The organism is Stenotrophomonas sp. GL_101 (assembly GCF_057835675.1).
The window spans coordinates 4,277,748-4,294,786 of the sequence record NZ_CM174432.1; the positions used below are offsets into that span (position 1 = coordinate 4,277,748).

At 66.1% G+C, this 17,039-nt stretch carries 14 protein-coding genes; 5 read left to right on the forward strand and 9 right to left on the reverse strand.

The genetic code is table 11. The features are described from left to right. Positions 1-40: 40 nt before the first annotated feature. Both purD and AC3IR9_RS18835 read left to right on the forward strand, forming a co-directional pair. Positions 41-1,327, forward strand: coding sequence for a phosphoribosylamine--glycine ligase (purD, locus tag AC3IR9_RS18830; RefSeq protein ID WP_489292661.1), 1,287 nt, complete (start codon positions 41-43; stop codon positions 1,325-1,327). A gap of 130 nt (positions 1,328-1,457) precedes the next feature. Beyond that, positions 1,458-2,692 (forward strand): IS3 family transposase gene (locus AC3IR9_RS18835; protein ID WP_489291031.1). Its coding sequence is split into 2 segments (ribosomal slippage): positions 1,458-1,809 and positions 1,809-2,692, totalling 1,236 coding nucleotides; the frame shifts between segments, so codons are not numbered across the junction. A 27-nt stretch (positions 2,693-2,719) separates the two neighbouring features. Here AC3IR9_RS18835 and AC3IR9_RS18840 read toward each other — a convergent pair. Next, positions 2,720-3,070, reverse strand: coding sequence for a helix-turn-helix domain-containing protein (locus AC3IR9_RS18840; RefSeq protein ID WP_489292663.1), 351 nt, complete (start codon positions 3,068-3,070; stop codon positions 2,720-2,722). Then, positions 3,054-3,437 (reverse strand): type II toxin-antitoxin system RelE/ParE family toxin, encoded by a 384-nt coding sequence (locus tag AC3IR9_RS18845; RefSeq protein ID WP_489292665.1) that lies wholly within the window; start codon positions 3,435-3,437, stop codon positions 3,054-3,056. The genes AC3IR9_RS18840 and AC3IR9_RS18845 overlap by 17 nt, the downstream gene beginning before the upstream one ends. A gap of 190 nt (positions 3,438-3,627) precedes the next feature. Between AC3IR9_RS18845 and AC3IR9_RS18850 the strand changes: the two genes are divergently transcribed. Continuing rightward, complete coding sequence (locus tag AC3IR9_RS18850; RefSeq protein ID WP_489291085.1) at positions 3,628-4,848, forward strand: ISL3 family transposase; 1,221 nt, start codon at positions 3,628-3,630, stop codon at positions 4,846-4,848. A 57-nt stretch (positions 4,849-4,905) separates the two neighbouring features. On the opposite strand, the gene rpoH is transcribed toward AC3IR9_RS18850, so the two are convergent. The 6 genes from rpoH to rhlB all read right to left on the reverse strand — a co-directional run bounded on the left by rpoH (position 4,906) and on the right by rhlB (position 11,236). After that, positions 4,906-5,781 carry an RNA polymerase sigma factor RpoH gene (gene rpoH / locus AC3IR9_RS18855; protein WP_489292667.1) on the reverse strand — a complete coding sequence of 292 codons (876 nt, stop codon included), beginning with the start codon at positions 5,779-5,781 and terminating at the stop codon, positions 4,906-4,908. Between the two features lie 275 nt (positions 5,782-6,056). Then, positions 6,057-6,776 (reverse strand): uracil-DNA glycosylase, encoded by a 720-nt coding sequence (gene ung, locus AC3IR9_RS18860; RefSeq protein ID WP_489292669.1) that lies wholly within the window; start codon positions 6,774-6,776, stop codon positions 6,057-6,059. Then, the gene (locus AC3IR9_RS18865; protein WP_489292671.1) at positions 6,773-7,615 is read right to left on the reverse strand and encodes a response regulator; all 843 of its coding nucleotides are present in this window, start codon (positions 7,613-7,615) and stop codon (positions 6,773-6,775) included. The genes ung and AC3IR9_RS18865 overlap by 4 nt, the downstream gene beginning before the upstream one ends. Before the next feature lie 7 nt (positions 7,616-7,622). Continuing rightward, positions 7,623-8,600, reverse strand: coding sequence for a permease-like cell division protein FtsX (ftsX, locus tag AC3IR9_RS18870; RefSeq protein WP_489292673.1), 978 nt, complete (start codon positions 8,598-8,600; stop codon positions 7,623-7,625). Beyond that, the gene (gene ftsE, locus AC3IR9_RS18875; protein WP_489292675.1) at positions 8,597-9,283 is read right to left on the reverse strand and encodes a cell division ATP-binding protein FtsE; all 687 of its coding nucleotides are present in this window, start codon (positions 9,281-9,283) and stop codon (positions 8,597-8,599) included. The genes ftsX and ftsE overlap by 4 nt, the downstream gene beginning before the upstream one ends. Positions 9,284-9,505: 222 nt before the next feature. After that, complete coding sequence (gene rhlB / locus AC3IR9_RS18880) at positions 9,506-11,236, reverse strand: ATP-dependent RNA helicase RhlB (RefSeq protein WP_489292677.1); 1,731 nt, start codon at positions 11,234-11,236, stop codon at positions 9,506-9,508. 568 nt (positions 11,237-11,804) lie between these two features. Here rhlB and trxA point away from each other — a divergent pair. Next, positions 11,805-12,134, forward strand: a complete 330-nt coding sequence (trxA, locus tag AC3IR9_RS18885; RefSeq protein ID WP_136004572.1) for a thioredoxin TrxA — start codon at positions 11,805-11,807, stop codon at positions 12,132-12,134. A 222-nt stretch (positions 12,135-12,356) separates the two neighbouring features. Continuing rightward, positions 12,357-14,135 (forward strand): transcription termination factor Rho, encoded by a 1,779-nt coding sequence (gene rho, locus AC3IR9_RS18890; protein ID WP_489292678.1) that lies wholly within the window; start codon positions 12,357-12,359, stop codon positions 14,133-14,135. Positions 14,136-14,294: 159 nt separating this feature from the next. Here the strand turns inward: rho and AC3IR9_RS18895 are convergent, their stop codons facing one another. Beyond that, positions 14,295-16,826 (reverse strand): glycoside hydrolase family 3 protein, encoded by a 2,532-nt coding sequence (locus tag AC3IR9_RS18895; protein ID WP_489292680.1) that lies wholly within the window; start codon positions 16,824-16,826, stop codon positions 14,295-14,297. Positions 16,827-17,039 lie beyond the last annotated feature (213 nt).

Below are 17,039 nucleotides of genomic sequence, written 5' to 3' on the forward strand. Positions count from 1 at the left end.
GTAAAATCCGCGGCTTGCCTTCCCTTTTGCGAGAACTGCATTGAAGATCCTGGTCATCGGCGCTGGCGGCCGCGAACACGCCCTGGCCTGGAAGCTGGCCCAGTCCGCGAAAGTAAGCGAGGTACTGGTGGCGCCCGGCAACGCCGGCACCGCGACCGAACCCAAGTGCCGCAACGTGGCGGTCAAGGTCACCGACCTGGACGGGCTGCTGGCGCTGGTGGCCGCCGAAGACATCGGCCTCACCGTGGTCGGCCCGGAAGTACCGCTGGTGGCCGGGGTGGTCGACCGCTTCCGCGCTGCCGGGCACCGCATCTTCGGGCCCACCGCCGCCGCTGCGCAGTTGGAGGGCAGCAAGGCCTACGCCAAGGATTTCCTGGCCCGCCACAACATCCCCACCGCATTCTATGCGGTGCATACCGAAGTAGAGCCGGCACTGGCCTATATCCGCGGGAAAGGCGCGCCGATCGTGGTCAAGGCCGATGGCCTTGCCGCCGGCAAGGGCGTGATCGTGGCGATGACGTTGGCCGAGGCCGAGGACGCGGTACGCGACATGCTCTCGGGCAATGCGTTCGGTGATGCCGGCGCGCGCGTGGTGGTCGAGGAATTCCTCGACGGCGAGGAAGCCAGCTTCATCTCGATGGTGGACGGCACCACCGCACTCCCAATGGCCACTTCGCAGGACCACAAGCGCGTGGGCGATGGCGATACCGGCCCGAACACCGGCGGCATGGGCGCGTACTCGCCCGCGCCGGTGGTCACCGAGGAGGTGCATGCGCGGGTGATGCGCGAGGTGGTCAACCCGACCGTGCAGGGCATGATCGCCGACGGCATTCCGTTCACCGGTTTCCTCTACGCGGGCCTGATGATCGATGCCGACGGCGCGCCGAAGGTGATCGAGTTCAACGTGCGTTTCGGCGATCCGGAAACGCAGCCGGTGATGCTGCGGTTGCAGTCGGACCTGGTGGACCTGATCGATGCTGCCATTGACGAGCGCCTGCACGACGTACAGGCGCAGTGGGACCCGCGTCCGTCGCTGGGTGTGGTGCTGGCCGCCTCGCCGTATCCGGAGACGCCCATCACCGGCGAGGTGATCCACGGCCTGGACGCGGTGCCGGCCACGGCCAAGGTGTTCCATGCCGGCACCACCCTGGGTGCGCAGGGCCAGGTGCTCAGCGCGGGCGGCCGCGTGCTGTGCGTAGCGGCGCTGGGCGACAGCGTGAGCGATGCGCAGGCCCATGCGTATGCGGGTGTGGCAGCGATTTCGTGGGAGCACGAATTCCACCGCAACGACATCGGCTGGCGCGCGATTGCGCGCGAGCGCAGCTGAGGCTGCTTGCGTCCCGGTAGCAACTGGCTGCCACGCAATGCGAAAGGCCCGGCATTGCCGGGCCTTTTTTCTAGAGGTGACCCGTCCTGAATTGAGTTGACACCTTTTCCCACAGGAAGAGGAATGTTCAATGAATTCAACAATCAGGCGCAGCCAGCGGGATTACTCGCTGGCCTTCAAGTTGTCGGTGGTGGACCAGGTCGAGCGTGGGGAGCTGACCTACAAGCAGGCCCAGGAGCGCTACGGAATCCAAGGACGGAGCACCGTGCTGTCGTGGCTTCGGCGACATGGTCGGCAAGACTGGTCAGGTGGGGCATCATCTGCCCCCATGACCACAGCTCCCAAGTCCGGAACGGCCAAGCCGCTGACACCGGAACAACAGATCAAAGTCCTGCAGGTTCAGCTGCGGGAGGCGACCGAGAAGGCGCAGCTTTTCGAGGCCATCGTGGATGTGCTCAAGGAAGACTACGGGGTGCGCATCGTAAAAAAGCCTTCCGGCAAGTCCTCACGCAAAGGCGCCTCCAAGGCGTAAGCGTGGCAAGGGCTTGCCGGCATTTTGGTATCAGTCGCCAAGCGTACTATCAGGCAGGCCATCGTCAGCAGCGGCAATTGGCCGACGGTGCTCGGGCGCTCGCGCTGGTAGGTGGCTATCGAGCGCGCCAGCCGCGCATCGGCACGCGCAAGCTGCATCATCTGATTGGACCGACGCTTCAAGCATCGGGAGTGGCAATGGGGCGCGACCGTCTGTTTGGCGTCCTTCGTGATGCCCGGCTGCTGGTCCCCATGCGGCGGGCGTACCACAAGACGACCGACAGCCATCACCGCTTCCGGCGGCACCCCAATCTTCTCAAGCCCGGCGAAGGGCGCGTGGTACCGACCGGCAGTGAGCAGGTCTGGGTAGCCGACATTACCTACCTGCCCACGCAGGGGAAATTTGTATACCTGAGCCTGATTACCGATGTGTGGTCGCGCAGGATCGTGGGCTGGAGCGTGCACGACACCCTGCAGACCGAACAGGTCGCCCAAGCACTGCAGATGGCGCTGAAGGAACGAAAAACGCGGCAGCAGCTGATCCATCACTCCGACCGGGGTATCCAGTACTGCTCGGACTACTACCAGAAGATCCACGCCAGGCATGGGGTGACCTGCTCGATGACCGATGGCTACGACTGCTACCAGAATGCGCTGGCCGAACGGGTCAATGGAATTTTGAAGGGCGAGTTCCTGCTGCACCGGCCTCGGGACCTGCTGCAGGCACGCCAGATGGTCGCCGAGTCGGTGGGGATCTATAACGCCGAGCGGCCGCACCTGTCGCTTAAAATGCAAACGCCCGATGCGGTGCATCGGGCGTCTCTGGCCGCCTGACGGCGGCCAGATCATCCGCCACAGGTGTCAACCTATGGCAGGACGGGTCAGGACGGCGTCGAGGCCCTTTCGATCGATGAGGTTCAACAACTTCAGCGATGGTCCACTGGGCTTCTTGTCACCCTGCTCCCAGCTGCGGACGGTGGAAACGCTGGTGTTGAGAACGCCTGCGAACACTGGCTGGCTGAGCTGCAGCGACGTGCGAAGTGCACGGATCTGGGCGCTGCTGTACGCGGGTACCGGCTCCAGGCAAAGCGCTTCGTAGCAGCTCAACCGGCGCTTATCGATGACCCCATGTGCATGCAGGCGCACGGCAGCATCATGCACCTCCTTCAGAAGCCTGCTCTTCGCGCGCCTGGGTTCAGATGCCTTTGTCATGACAGATCTCCTGCAGATCCTCGCATTCCACGGCGCGATCCAACTGTGTCGAGTTCATTCCCAGAAATTCCGCGGCATACAGCTGGAGCGCATCCCGTTCCGTACGGTTGATCGTCACGCGCTCATTCTTCTCATAGCCAAAAAGGAAGAACCAGTGTGTCCCGCGCCGGGTCGCCACGATGGTTCGGACACTGCCGCGCTTTCCACGATCCGGCAACGCCACCCGCTTCTTGAAAATACCACCGCCCAGGTCCGCATCCACCAAGCCCCGGCGCATCTCTTCCACCGCGCGGCACAACGCCAGGTCGGTCAGCGCGGACCTTCGCAGGCTGCGGTTGAAGCTCCGGGTGCGGAAGACACGTTGCATGATCATACCGTCCCACTAAGTGGTACGGCGTGAACATCAGCATAGAGCGCGTCTTCCTGTCGGAAAGATCAGCGGCGAGGCACTGGTGTGGATCTACCGGAAAAGAAAAGGTTCATCGCGGAATAGCGTGGAGCTTTTGCCGGCTCCCGTTACCCTTGAAGCCTGAAATCAGGGCCTCAGGGGTCAGGTCATGCTGGATCGGAAGACGATTGAGAGGCTGGGTGGCTGGGAAGGCTACCGGGTGGAGCGGATCGCCTGGCCGGAAGGCGACAGCCGGACCGTCACTATCTACCTCAAACCCACGGCCCGCACGATGCATTGCGAGCACTGCGGGAGCCGATGCCGGCAAGTGCACGAGACGACGGTGCGCCGGGTACGCGATCTGCCCCTGATGGCATTGCGCGTTGCGCTGGTGGTGCCGCGACGGCGCGTCTGGTGCCCCCAGTGCGCTGGGCCGCGCCTGGAGAAGTTGAGCTGGCTTGGCCGCTACCAGCGGGTCACTGACCGGCTGGCCGAAGCGGTCAGCCAGTTGCTGGTATCCAGCAATATCCTGGCCGTGGCACGCTTTTTCCAGTTGGGCTGGCATACGGTCAAGGCACTGGATAAAGCCTTGTTGCGTGAGTCTGTCCAAGCCCCGGACTGGAGCCAGATCCACTACCTGGCGATGGACGAATTTGCGCTGCACAAGGGTCACCGCTATGCAACGGTCGTGGTGGATCCGATCAGTCGCCAGGTACTTTGGCTGGGCAACGGGCGCTCCCGCGATACGGCGCGTGCCTTTTTTGAGCAGCTTCCCCCGGGCGTTTCCGAGCAATTGCGCGCCGTGGCGATCGACATGACGACGGCCTATGAAGTGGAGATCCGGGCCAACTGTCCCAATGCCGAGATCGTCTTCGACTTGTTCCATGTGGTGGCCAAGTACGGTCGCGAAGTGATCGACCGGGTTCGCGTGGACCAGGCCAACAAGCTCCGGCACGACAAGCCTGCGCGCCGTGTCATCAAATCCAGCCGATGGCTGCTACTGCGCAATCGCAGCAACCTGGACCGGCATCAGACGGTGCGGCTGGATGAGCTGCTGGAAGCAAATCAACCGCTCCTCACCACCTATCTGATGCGTGATGAGCTCAAGCGACTGTGGTTTTACCGCCATCCCGGATGGGCCAGGAAGGCTTGGAACCAGTGGCTGGAGCAGGCCCAGCGCAGCGGAATCGCCGCCTTGGCGCTGTTTGCACAACGGCTCAAAGCCTATCTGCATGGGATCGTGTCGCGTTGCCGACACCGCCTCAATACCAGCATCGTCGAAGGCATCAACAACACCATCAAGGTCATCAAACGCCGGGCCTACGGCTATCGGGATCAGGAGTACTTCTTCCTGAAAATCCGTGCAGCGTTCCCCGGTATTCCGCGATGAACCAAAGAAAAGGCCCGGCAGTGCCGGGCCTTGTCATCCCTTCAACGCCGCACCGCATCACGCGGTAAACAGCGCCTTCATCTTCTTCAGCGCGTTGGCTTCGACCTGGCGGATGCGTTCGGCCGACACGCCGTACTCGTCGGCCAGCTCCTGCAGCGTCACCTTGCTGTCGGCATCCAGCCAGCGGCGGGCAATGATGTCGCGCGACCGCGCATCCAGTTCGGCCATGCCTTCGCGCAGCAGCTGCAGCTGATTGTCTTCGCTGTCTTCGCGCTCGTAGGCCATCGACGGATCTTCGGCGTCGGCCATCAGGTAGGCAGCCGGTGACGGCGGCGCATTCTCGTTGTCCTCGTCGCTGGGCGCATCGAAACCGATATCGCGACCGGACAGGCGCGACTCCATTTCCAGCACTTCGCGCTCGGACACGTTGAGGTCCTTGGCCACCGCGCGCACTTCGGCCGCGTTCATCCAGCCCAGGCGGGTCTTGGACTTGCGCAGGTTGAAGAACAGCTTGCGCTGCGCCTTGGTGGTGGCGACCTTGACGATGCGCCAGTTCTTCAGGATGAACTCGTGCATTTCGGCACGGATCCAATGCACTGCGAACGACACCAGGCGCACGCCCATGTCCGGGTCGAAACGCTTCACCGCCTTCATCAGGCCGATGTTGCCTTCCTGGATCAGGTCGCCCAAGGCAAGCCCGTAGCCGTTGTAGCCACGGGCCACGTGCACCACGAAGCGCAGGTGGGAATGGACCAGTTCGCGCGCGGCATCCAGATCGAGCTCGTCGCGGAAGCGGCGGGCCAGATCCTGCTCGTCATCGACCGACAGCACCGGGATCTGGTGCACGGCACCGATGTAGGCGTCCAGCGAACCGAGCGCACTGGGAATCGGGAGATTGTTTGCCACAAGGGCAGTAGAGGTGTTCTGGCTCATGGGTCTCATCTTAGCAGTCCGGTTATTGGAGTGCTAAAGGGGAAAAAAGTTCCAGCGTTCTACTATTGAGATGCTGGCGCTGATTACCCTGCTAACCTACCGCGAAATGATGACAATGGCGAGGGCACCCCCTTGCCTCACAAATCGCTTGAAATTCAATTGGATAGGCGAAAAATCAACCCCACCTCGTGGTTTTGGGCTGGATAATCCCACGCCGCGAGCCCTATTCAGGCGGAGAGCGTTGCCAGACATTCAGCCCAATGCCGCCAGACCGCTCAACCGGTGACGTCCAGCGCCGCCCGCGGCGGCAGCGACCAGTCGATCCGGCCCAGGCCGCGGCGGCCCAGATACTCGTTGGCCATGGAAAAATGCCGGCAGCCCAGGAACCCGCGATGCGCCGACAACGGCGAGGGATGCGGCGCCTTGAGCACGCGGTGGCGACCGGTGTCGATGACCTTGCCCTTCTGCTGGGCGTAGCTGCCCCACAACAGGAACACCAGGCCCTCGCGTTCGCGGTTGAGGGTATCCACCACGTGGTCGGTAAAGCCTTCCCAGCCGCGCTTCTGGTGCGAGCCGGGCTTGCCCTCTTCCACCGTCAGCACCGCGTTCAGCAGCAGCACGCCCTGCCGCGCCCAGGGCAACAGGCAGCCGTGGTCCGGGCGCGCAATGCCCAGGTCGGCGCCCAGTTCCTTGTACATGTTCAGCAGGGACGGCGGCACCGGCACACCGGGCATCACCGAGAAGCTCAGGCCATGCGCCTGGCCGGCGCCGTGGTAAGGGTCCTGGCCAAGGATCACCACCTTGACCTGCTCGAACGGCGTGGCGTCGAAGGCGGCGAACATCTGTGGGCCGGGCGGGAACACATGCGCGCCGGCGGCTTTGCGCTGGCGCAGGAAGCTGGACAGCTCACGCATGTCCGGTCGCAGCAGCCACTCGCCAATACGTGCCTTCCAGCTGGGTTCCAGCTGGATGCTCGGTTGCGTCGCCTCGTTCATCGCACCACGGGTCTGTCGTTGAGTCGGGCCAGGCGCAGCTGGAACAGCACCTTGGTCACCAGCAGCCGTTCTTCGATCGGCTTCTGCACCAGGTCATTGGCGCCGGCCTGCAGCAGGCCCGACTGGTTGAGGGGGTTGCCATCGCCGGTCATCACCAGCACCGGCAGGCGGCGCTTGCCGTAGCCGAAGTCCACGCGGATGCGTTCCACCACGTCCAGGCCGCTGAGTTCGCCCTTGAGGGTGACATCGGTGAGCACCAGGTCGATGCGATGGCTGCTGCGGCCCAGCGACTCGGCAGTCAGCAGCGCGAACGCTTCTTCAGCGGTCATCACGTGCAGTACGTTCAGGCCCTGGCGCTCGAGCATGCGCTTGGTGGCCTCGGCCACCACCCGGCTGTCCTCGACATACAGGAGGGTCGCGCCGGGAATGGTTTCCGGCTGCACATAGCCCCGGATGAAGGTGGCCAGCGCTTCATGGCCCAGCGCCTTGTCGAAGTAGTCGGTGACGTACTCGGTGAAACGGCGCTCCTCCAGGTGCTGCTGGGCATCACCGGACACCACGATCACCGGCACGTAGGCCTGCCCCGCGGTTTCGCGCACCAGCCGCGCCAATGCCAGCCCATCGCCGTCGCTGAGCGTCAGTGACGTGGTCACCAGGCTTACCGGCCCGGCCGCCAATGCCTCACGCGCCTCCTCGATGCTGGCGCAGCCCACCACGTCCACCGCCGGCAGTTCGCGTTGCAGCACATCGGCAATCAACTTGCGGACCAGCCGGGAACCGTCGACCACCATCACGCGCGGTGCATCGTCGGCCAGGTGCTTCAGGGCTTGCGGGCGCATGCGGGCCTCAGGTTTCGGTCGGTCGGGTCTGGCGCAGGAAATGCCCTGTCACCAGCCACGCGCCCAGCCAGCCCAGCACCACGGTGCCGACCAGCACGAACGATGAATGCAGCAGGTCCAGCCCCTTCAGGACGAACGGGCTGGCATAACTTTCCGAGAGCGCCGCCAGGGGCGGACGCAAGGCCAGGCCGGCAGCGCCGATCAACGCCAGTGCCAGCGCGCCTGCGCCCAGGCCGTACCACGCGCCCAGATACAGGAACGGGCGGCGGATGAAGCCATCGCTGGCGCCCAACAGCTGCAGCACGCCGATCTCGTCGCGGCGGGCCTGGATGTCCAGCCGTACGGTATTGCCCACCACCAGCGCAGCGCCCAGGCCGAGCAGCACCGTCAGCACCTGCACCAGCCGCGCACCAAAGCCCAGCCACGCATCCAGGCGCTTGCGCCAGAGCGCGTCATGCTGGACCAGGTCGGCCTGCGGCAGGCCTTCCAGCGACTGCGCCAGGCGCGCATCGTTGCTGCCCTCGGCGGGAGTCACGATCAGCAGGGTGGGCAGCGGGTTGTCGTGCAGCGCGTCGATCGCCTCGCCCAGGCCGGCACCCTCGCGCAGTTCGGCCAGGCCCTGCTCCGGTGTCTGCACGATGACCTGGGCCACATCGGCACGGCCGCGCAGCGACTCGGCCACCTGCCCGGCCGCGGCGGCATCCACGTCGGTCTTGAGGAACAGGTTGATGTCACGCGACTGCTGCACGCTGCCGGCGAAATGCTTCAGGTTGTCCAGCGCGATCGACAGGCCCAGCGGCAACGCCAGGGCCAGCGCCATCACCATGATGGTCAGCAAGGTGGCCCACGGCTTGCGCCACGCGCGGCCCAGGCTGAACACCACGCTGTGGCCGTGGTGGTGCAGCCACACGCCCAGGCGCGACGGGGCGGCAGCGTCCTTGTTGGTGGCAGGCTTGGAGGCGGGCTTGGAAGCGGCGGTGTTCATTCGGCCAGGTCCTGCGGCGAGATATCGTCGATCAGCTTGCCGTGGTCGAGGATCAGTACGCGCTTGCGCATGTGCCGCAGCAACGCCAGGTCATGGCTGACCACCAGCACGCTGGTGCCGCGGTCGGGCAGTTCGGCGAACAGCGCCATGATCTCGGCAGCCAGGGTGGGATCGAGATTGCCGGTGGGTTCATCGGCGACCAGCAGCGTGGGTTCGCTGACGATCGCCCGGGCAATGCCGACGCGCTGCTGCTCACCGGCCGAGAGCTGCGAAGGCAGCGCCTTCTCGCGGTGGCCAAGGCCCATGCGTTCCAGCACCGAGCGCACCCGCTTGCCGATATCTGCCCGGCGGGTGCCGCGCAGGATCAGCGGCAGTGCGACGTTCTCGGCGATGCTGCGGTCCATCAGCAGGCGATGGTCCTGATAGACCGCACCGACCTGGCGACGATGCCGTGGAATGTTGCCGCCACGCACCTTGAGCAGGTTGCGCTCGTTGAAGATCACCGCGCCGCGGCTGGGCCGCTCGTCGAGGTGGATCAACTTGAGCAGCGTGCTCTTGCCCGCACCGGAATGGCCGGTGACGAACAGCATTTCGCCGGGCGCGACATCGAAGCTGACGTCCACCAGTGCCTGGTGGCCGCCGGCATATTGTTTGCTGACATTGTCAAAACGCAGGACGCTCATAACCTGATTATGCAGGACGAGTGCGGCGGCGTGCAGGTGGCAGGTGCCGTCCGTGGGTTGGCACGTCGGTGGAGCCACCCGACCAACGGTCGGGTGCTACCGGTTGATCGGCGATGCACCGGTCTGATCGGCGATGCCACGGCAGGTGCCGACCGTGGGTCGGCACGTCGGTGGAGCCACCCGACCAACGGTCGGGTGCTACCCGCTGATCGGGGTACCCGATCAGCTGCCTGACAGCATCCGGCGGATCTTGCGACCAATGCGGGTCAGGAACGACGCGCTCGGGTCGGCGGCCGGCGCCGTGCTGCGCATCGGCTTGGCGGTGACCTGCACCGGGGTCACCGGCTGCGCGGCGCCTTCGGCACCCTCGACCGGACGGCCGTGGCGACGACGACGGCGCTTGCGCGGGGCGCGCTCGCCTTCCACGGCGGTATCCGGCGCGCCTTCGGCACGCGGCGGCTGGGCCACCGGAGTGGCCGGCGCGGCTTCGCCGCCCTCGGCCAGCGCGGCGACCGCTGCCTCGCCTTCCACGCGCGGCTTGCGCTCACGACGCGGCTTGCCATCGGCACCGGTGGCGCCACTGCGCTCGCCCGGACCGCGGCGTTCGCCACGGCCACCGGACGACGGCTTGCCGCCGCGACCACTGCCACCACCACGGCGCTCTTCCTCGGCGGCACGCGCTTCGCGCGCCTCGCGGAAAATCTGGCCGACGCTTTCGTTCTGGTCTTCGTCGACCTCTTCGCCTTCGGCCGGCGGTGCGCGCTCGGCGCGCGGCAGCGAGGTCAGGATTTCGCTGGTGACCGCTTCCACCGGGATCTTCTGCTCGATGTAGGCCTCGATATCCGGCAGGCCCATCGCGTAGCGCTCGCAGGCGAAGCTGATCGCATCGCCTTCCTCGCCCAGCCGGGCGGTACGGCCGATGCGGTGCACGTAGTCTTCCGCATCGAAGGGCAGGTCGTAGTTGTAGACGTACTTGATGCCGTCGATGTGCAGGCCGCGCGCGGCCACGTCGGTGGCCACCAGGATTTCCAGCTGGCCCTTCTGGAAGCGGTTGAGCAGGCTCTCGCGCTTCTTCTGCGGTACGTCGCCGGACAACACGCCCACGCGGTAACCAGCCCGTTCCAGCGAACGCGCCACGCGCTCGACGAATACCTTGGTGTTGACGAACACCATGGTGCGCGCGCCTTCGCTGCGCGACAGCAGGCCCAGCAGCAGCGGAATCTTCTCTTCGTCGGCGGGGAAGTAGATGCGCTGGCGCACGCGGGCGGCGGTGATCGACTCGCTCTCCACCACCAGCTTCTGCGGCTCGTTCATGTGCTCGTAGGCCAGCTCCAGCACGCGGTGGCTGAGCGTGGCGCTGAACAGCAGGGTCTGGCGCGCGGTGCGCTCGGGCATGCGCCGCAGCAGGAAGCGGATGTCCTTGATGAAGCCCAGGTCGAACATGCGGTCGGCTTCGTCGAGCACGCAGATTTCGCAGGCGTGCAGCGAGACCACCTTGTGCTGCTTGACGTAGTCGATCAGGCGGCCCGGGGTGGCGATGATCACGTCCACGCCCTGCTGCAGGATCTCGCGCTGCTTGTCGTAATCCACCCCGCCGTAGACCAGCGCGAAGCGCAGGCCCAGGTCCGAACCGAACTTGACCGCATCCTTGTGGATCTGGATGGCCAGCTCGCGGGTCGGGGCCAGGATCAGCGCGCGCGGATCCTCCGGCTTGCGGTCGGCCAGCGCCGGGCGGGTCAGCAGGCGGTTCACCACCGCGACCAGGAACGCCAGCGTTTTGCCGGTGCCGGTCTGGGCCTGGCCAGCGACATCGCCGCCGGGCAATGCCACCGGCAGGGTCAGCGCCTGGATCGGCGTGCAACGGGTGAAACCAGCGCCTTCAAGGCCCGCCTGCAGGGACGGATGCAGCTCGAAGGAGGAGAAGGTCAAATCGGTCAGCGGTTTGTCGCTCATGAGTCCGTCTTGGTAAGGCCGGCCCGGCAACGCTGCACGGGAGGCTTGCAATCTTGGGGGCACCGTCGCCATTGCGGGCCCTGCGCCGGGATCGGCGAGGCCGGACCCATCGGGTCATCGGGCGCCGCACAATGCCCCAGTTTAGCGCAATGTCGGCGCCAAACCGGCGGCAACGGTCTCAAACACCCACGAGACACCAACCCCTGGCCCCAGCCGGACCCTCGCCGCCGCGGCCCGAGGGCGCGTTTTCACCGCGTTCACCGCGCCTGCCGGCAGTTGAACAGCCACCCCGGCAGGGCTGGATACAGCCGCGCGGACCCCACATCTCATGACCAGCGGCCCGTGCAACAGGGGATGCCAACGACAGGAGGCTTCTTTCCAGCCTGCCTCTGTCCGCCCACGACGATAGGGGTACACTGCCCGCCGTGAGCGACCAGGCATCCAACCTGGCGCACCGCTGGCCGCCTTCGCGGCCACGAGGCAGCAGACGCGGACGGCACCGGTGGGTGGCGCCCAACTTCAACCTCCCTCCGGCCCTGCCGGGTGCATTTCCAGATGAGAGACCAAGATGAGCGACAAGGTTGTACATGTCGGCGATGCCGACTTCGATAGCACCGTGCTGAATTCCAAGGAACCGGTCCTGGTTGATTTCTGGGCCGAATGGTGTGGTCCCTGCAAGATGATCGCCCCGGCCCTGGACGAACTGGCCGACGCCTACAACGGCCGCGCCAAGATCGCCAAGGTCAACGTGGATCAGAACCGCGCGCTGGCCGCCAAGTACCACGTGCGCTCGATCCCGATGCTGCTGGTGTTCAAGGACGGCGAAGTCCAGGCGCAGCAGATCGGCGCGGTCGGCAAGGCACAGCTGGCCGGCATGCTGGACAAGGCCCTGGCCTGATTCCAGCAGGCAGCCGGCCTGGGTCGGCTGCCCCGCGGGCCTTCGCCCGCATGAATGACCCTGCCCCACCCGGCTTGCGCGCCGCCGCGAGCCGGTGGTAGTGTCGGCAACATCCGGCCGCATTCGCGCGCCGCATCTTCTGGACGACGTTCTTTCCAGAATCCTTTCCCAACGTTCGCTGCCCTGCCGGGCGCTCGCACCTTCTAGCGAGGAATCCAGCACTTGTCCGATATCACTACTTCCGAACCCGGGAGCGCCGACGCGCCCGCCGAGAAGCGCGTGCGCAAGCCGCGCGTTGCCAAGGCCGCCGCCAACACCGCTGCCGACGCAGGTTCTCCTCCCTCCCAACCCGCCCTGCCTCTGGCTGCCGCGCCTGCCGCGCCGGCGCCGGTTGCCGCTTCATCGGCACCGCAGCAGCAGGCACCGTCCGCGCCGGCCGGCGATGCCTCGTCCGCCCAGGGCGGCGCGCAGCAGGACACCGGCGACGGTGGCCAGCGCCAGAACAACAACGGCAACAACCCGGCCAAGGGCGGGCAGAACCCGTACCAGCAGGGCCAGGGCCAGAACCAAGGCCAGAATCAAGGCCAGGGCCAGGGCAACCGCCGCGACCGTTTCCGTAATCGTCGCGACCGTCCGCGGGGCGGCGAACGCTATCCCGATGACGGCATGCCGCAGGACAATGGCGAACAGCAGCCGTTCGTGCGCAGCCAGCAGGCCAACGTGCCCGAGGGCTTCCCGGTCTATTCGCTGAGCGACCTCAAGCGCATGCCGGCGCAGAAGCTGCTCGACATTGCCGACCAGCTGCAGATCTCCGAAGGCGTGGCCCGCGCCCGCAAGCAGGACGTGATCTTCGCCCTGCTCAAGGTGCTGACCCGCCATGGCGACGGCGTAGCCGCCGACGGCGTGCTGGAAATCCTGCCGGACGGCTTTGGTTTCCTGCGCGCGGCCGAAGCCAGCTACCTGGCCGGCCCGGACGATACCTACATTTCGCCCAGCCAGATCCGCCGCTTCAACCTGCGTACCGGCGACCACCTGTCCGGCCGCATCCGCTTCCCGAAGGACGGCGAGCGCTACTTCGCGCTGTCGATCGTGGACACCATCAACGGTGAGCCGCTGGAAGCGTCCAAGAACAAGGTGCTGTTCGAGAACCTGACCCCGTTGTTCCCGCGCAAGCGCTTCACCCTGGAACGCGGCAACGGGTCGTCCGAAGACATCACCGGCCGCATCCTCGACCTGATGGCACCGCAGGGCAAGGGTCAGCGTTCGCTGATCGTGTCCCAGCCCAAGGCCGGCAAGACGATGATGATGCAGCAGGTGGCCACGGCGATCACCACCAACCATCCGGACGTGCACCTGATCGTGCTGCTGATCGACGAGCGCCCGGAAGAAGTGACTGAAATGCAGCGCACCGTGCGCGGCGAAGTCATCAGCTCCACCTTCGACGAACCGGCCGCCCGCCACGTGCAGGTCGCTGAAATGGTGATCGAGCGGGCCAAGCGCCTGGTCGAACACAAGAAGGACGTGGTGATCCTGCTCGACTCGATCACCCGCCTGGCGCGCGCCTACAACAACGTGGTGCCCAGCTCCGGCAAGGTACTCACCGGTGGTGTGGACGCCAACGCCCTGCACCGCCCGAAGCGCTTCTTCGGCGCGGCGCGCAACGTGGAGGAAGGCGGCAGCCTGACCATCATCGCCACCGCGCTGGTCGACACCGGCAGCAAGATGGACGAGGTGATCTACGAAGAGTTCAAGGGCACCGGCAACAGCGAAGTGCACCTGAGCCGCCGCATCTCTGAAAAGCGCGTGTTCCCGGCCATCGACATCAACCGTTCCGGCACCCGCCGCGAAGACCTGCTGATCGAACCGGAACTGCTGCAGAAGATCTGGATCCTGCGCAAGCTGCTGCATCCGATGGATGAAATGGCCGCGATGGAATTCCTGCTCGACAAGATGAAGAACACCAAGTCCAACGACGAGTTCTTCGGTTCGATGAAGCGCTGATCCCAGCGGTTCAGGTGAACAACAGAAGGCCCCGCACTGCGGGGCCTTCTGCGTTCTGGGTAGGTGCGGACCGTTGGTCCGCACGGTGCCGATGCTCACGATGCAGGTTGACCGCCAACAGCGTGCCGACCAACGGTCGGCACCTACCGGGACGCGGGGTTATGGGCAGCGCACTGCGCCCTCGGCCGTGTCACTGTTCACGGCCACGCGCACCTGGGTGAAAGCTGCTGCGAATGGTTTATCGGCACTCACCACGAACGGAGCTTCCACCGCGCCCAGGTCCACGCCGTGTTTGGCAAAACACGCCAGCGGCACCGTCAGGGTCTGCTTCTGCCCCGGCGCCAGCGTGGCCAGCAGCGGCGCGATATCCACCCCGCCCTCGCAGCCGGTGCCGCACTGCATGGTTACCATCACCGGCGATGCCGGCGCATGCACCAGTTGCACATCGAACTGCAACGCGCCGTGGTTGCGCGCCAGCGCGCCCAGGTTGCGCCGTGAACTGCTGCGCGCGATCAGCTGCGCCGGGGCCAGCCAGGTCACCTGCTTGGCATCCTGCTGGGTGTTCACCTGCACGGTACGCACCTGCACCACCGGTGCCGCCGCCGGCCAGCGCAGCGTAGCGTTGAGGTCGTTGCCCAGCGGTTGGGTGGCACCACCGGCGGCGACGTGCAACCCGAATGGGGCGACGTCGGCGCGGTTGAAGATCGGCAGCGTGGTCACTTCGCCGCAGTTGTCCGGATTGGCCTCGGGTAACCGCGCGACGGTGGCCGGAGCCGCATAGCCCAACCCATAGCCGAGCTTGAACAGCGCCGGCCGTTTCGGATCGGGCTGGTCGAGCGGCGCCGGGCACGGTACGCCCGGCCAGGGGAAGCTCAGCCGCCCGCGGAAGTCGCGCGCGGGTTTGCCGTCCTTGCCCGCCACCAGCACGTCGCTGATGCCCTTGCCCTCGGTACCCGGCAACCACGCCGCCACGAACGCCTGCGACAGGTTGAGCAGGTCGTTGGTGTACATCGGGCGGCCGGAGAAATACACGGTCACCACCGGCTTGCCGGTGGCGTGGGCAGCGCGCAGCACCGCCAGGTCCTGCGGGTCGGTACGGCTGTGGCTGACGCTGTCCGAATGCAGGATGTCGCCGTTGGTTTCGGCATACGGGGTCTCGCCGATCACCGCCACTACCACGTCGAACTGCGCGCCATCCAGTGCGGCGGCGTCGGCGCTGTAGGCCACCTGCTGCGGACCCAGTTCGGCGCGCAATGCCCCCAGCACCGAATCGGCGTTGGGGAAGTCGGCGTTGGTGTTGTCGGTGCCCTGCCAGGTCAGCGACCAGCCACCGGCCTGGTTGGACAGGTTGTCGGCACTGCCGCCGACCACCATCACCCGTGCATCGCGCCGCAGGGGCAACGCCTGGGCATCGTTCTTCAGCAGCACCAGCGATTCGCTCACTGCGCGGCGGGCCAGTTCACGGTGCTGCACGGCCGTGTCGTCGCCGGCGTAACGGCTGTCCGATGGCTTGTGCGCGAACAGGCCGGCACGCAGCTTCACCCGCAGGATGCGCGTCACCGCGTCGTCGATGCGCGCCAGCGGAATCTCGCCACTGTCCACCTGCGCCATGGTGTTGGCGATGAACGCCTTCCAGTCATCGGGCACCATCACCATGTCGATGCCGGCGTTGATCGCCTGCGCGCAGCTGTCATTGCGGCAGCCGGGCACCTGGGCGATGCCGTTCCAGTCGGAAACGACGAAACCGTCAAAGCCCATCTTGTCTTTCAGCGCGTCGGTGAGCAGTGCCTTGCTGCCGTGCATCTTGCCGTAGTCGACCTTGCCGGCACGGTCGTTCCAGCTGTTGAACGAGGCCATCACGGTCTGCGCGCCCTGCTCGAAGGCGCCGTAGTAGCCCTGGCCATGCACGTTGATCATGCGCGCGCGGTCCACCAGCGCCTCGCCCTGGTCGCGGCCGTTGTCGGTGGCCCCGTCGCCGATGTAGTGCTTGGCGGTGACCACCACGTTGCCGTCGTCGGCAAACCGGCCTTGCGCGCCTTTCACGTAGGCGCTCGCATACGCGCGTACCAACGCAGGGTCCGAGGAAAAACTCTCGTAGGTGCGGCCCCAGCGCGGGTCATGCGCCACCGCCAGGGTAGGCGCGAACACCCAGTCGATGCCGGTGGCGCGGGTAGCGCGCGCGGTGGCCTCGCCAATGCGTTCGATCAGCTCGGCGTCGCCGGCCGCCCCCAGCCCGATGTTGTGCGGGAACAGCGTGGCGCCGTGGACGTTGTTGTGCCCGTGCACCGCATCGGTGCCCCAGATCACCGGGATCGGCGTGGCCGCATCGGTGGCCAGCGAGGCAGCCCGGTAGGCATCGGCCAGCGCCAACCAGTCGGCCACACGGGCGTGCTTGTTCATGCCGGGCCATGAGCCACCGCCGTTGAGCACCGAGCCGATGTAGTACTGGCGCACCTGCGCCGGGGTGATCATCTTGATCTCCGGCTGGGTCATCTGCCCGACCTTCTGCGCGAGGGTCATCTGCGCCAGGATCTGCTGGATGCGCGCTTCGAGGGCGGCATCGCGCCCGATCGCGCTGGTCACCCGCGGCCAGTCCTTCAGCGGCGCGGTGGTGGCCGGGGCGGCGGCAAGCGGGGCGGCGAGGGCCAGCAGCAGGCAGCTGCCCAACAGGGTCATGGTGGGGCGGTTCACTGACATCTACCTCCGGAAGGACGCGCGATCGGGATGGGCGCTGCAGGTGCCCAGCGGCATGCGCAGCGCGCGGCCGTGTGGAAGAGACACCGTTTGGATCGTTTCAGCACCCCTGTCTGACAGCGCTGTCATACAAAGCCACGGCAGCGGTGTCAACCGATCAGGGCACACGGGGCGACGCCGGTCCCGCCGACACTGGCGTTGCCCCCCACC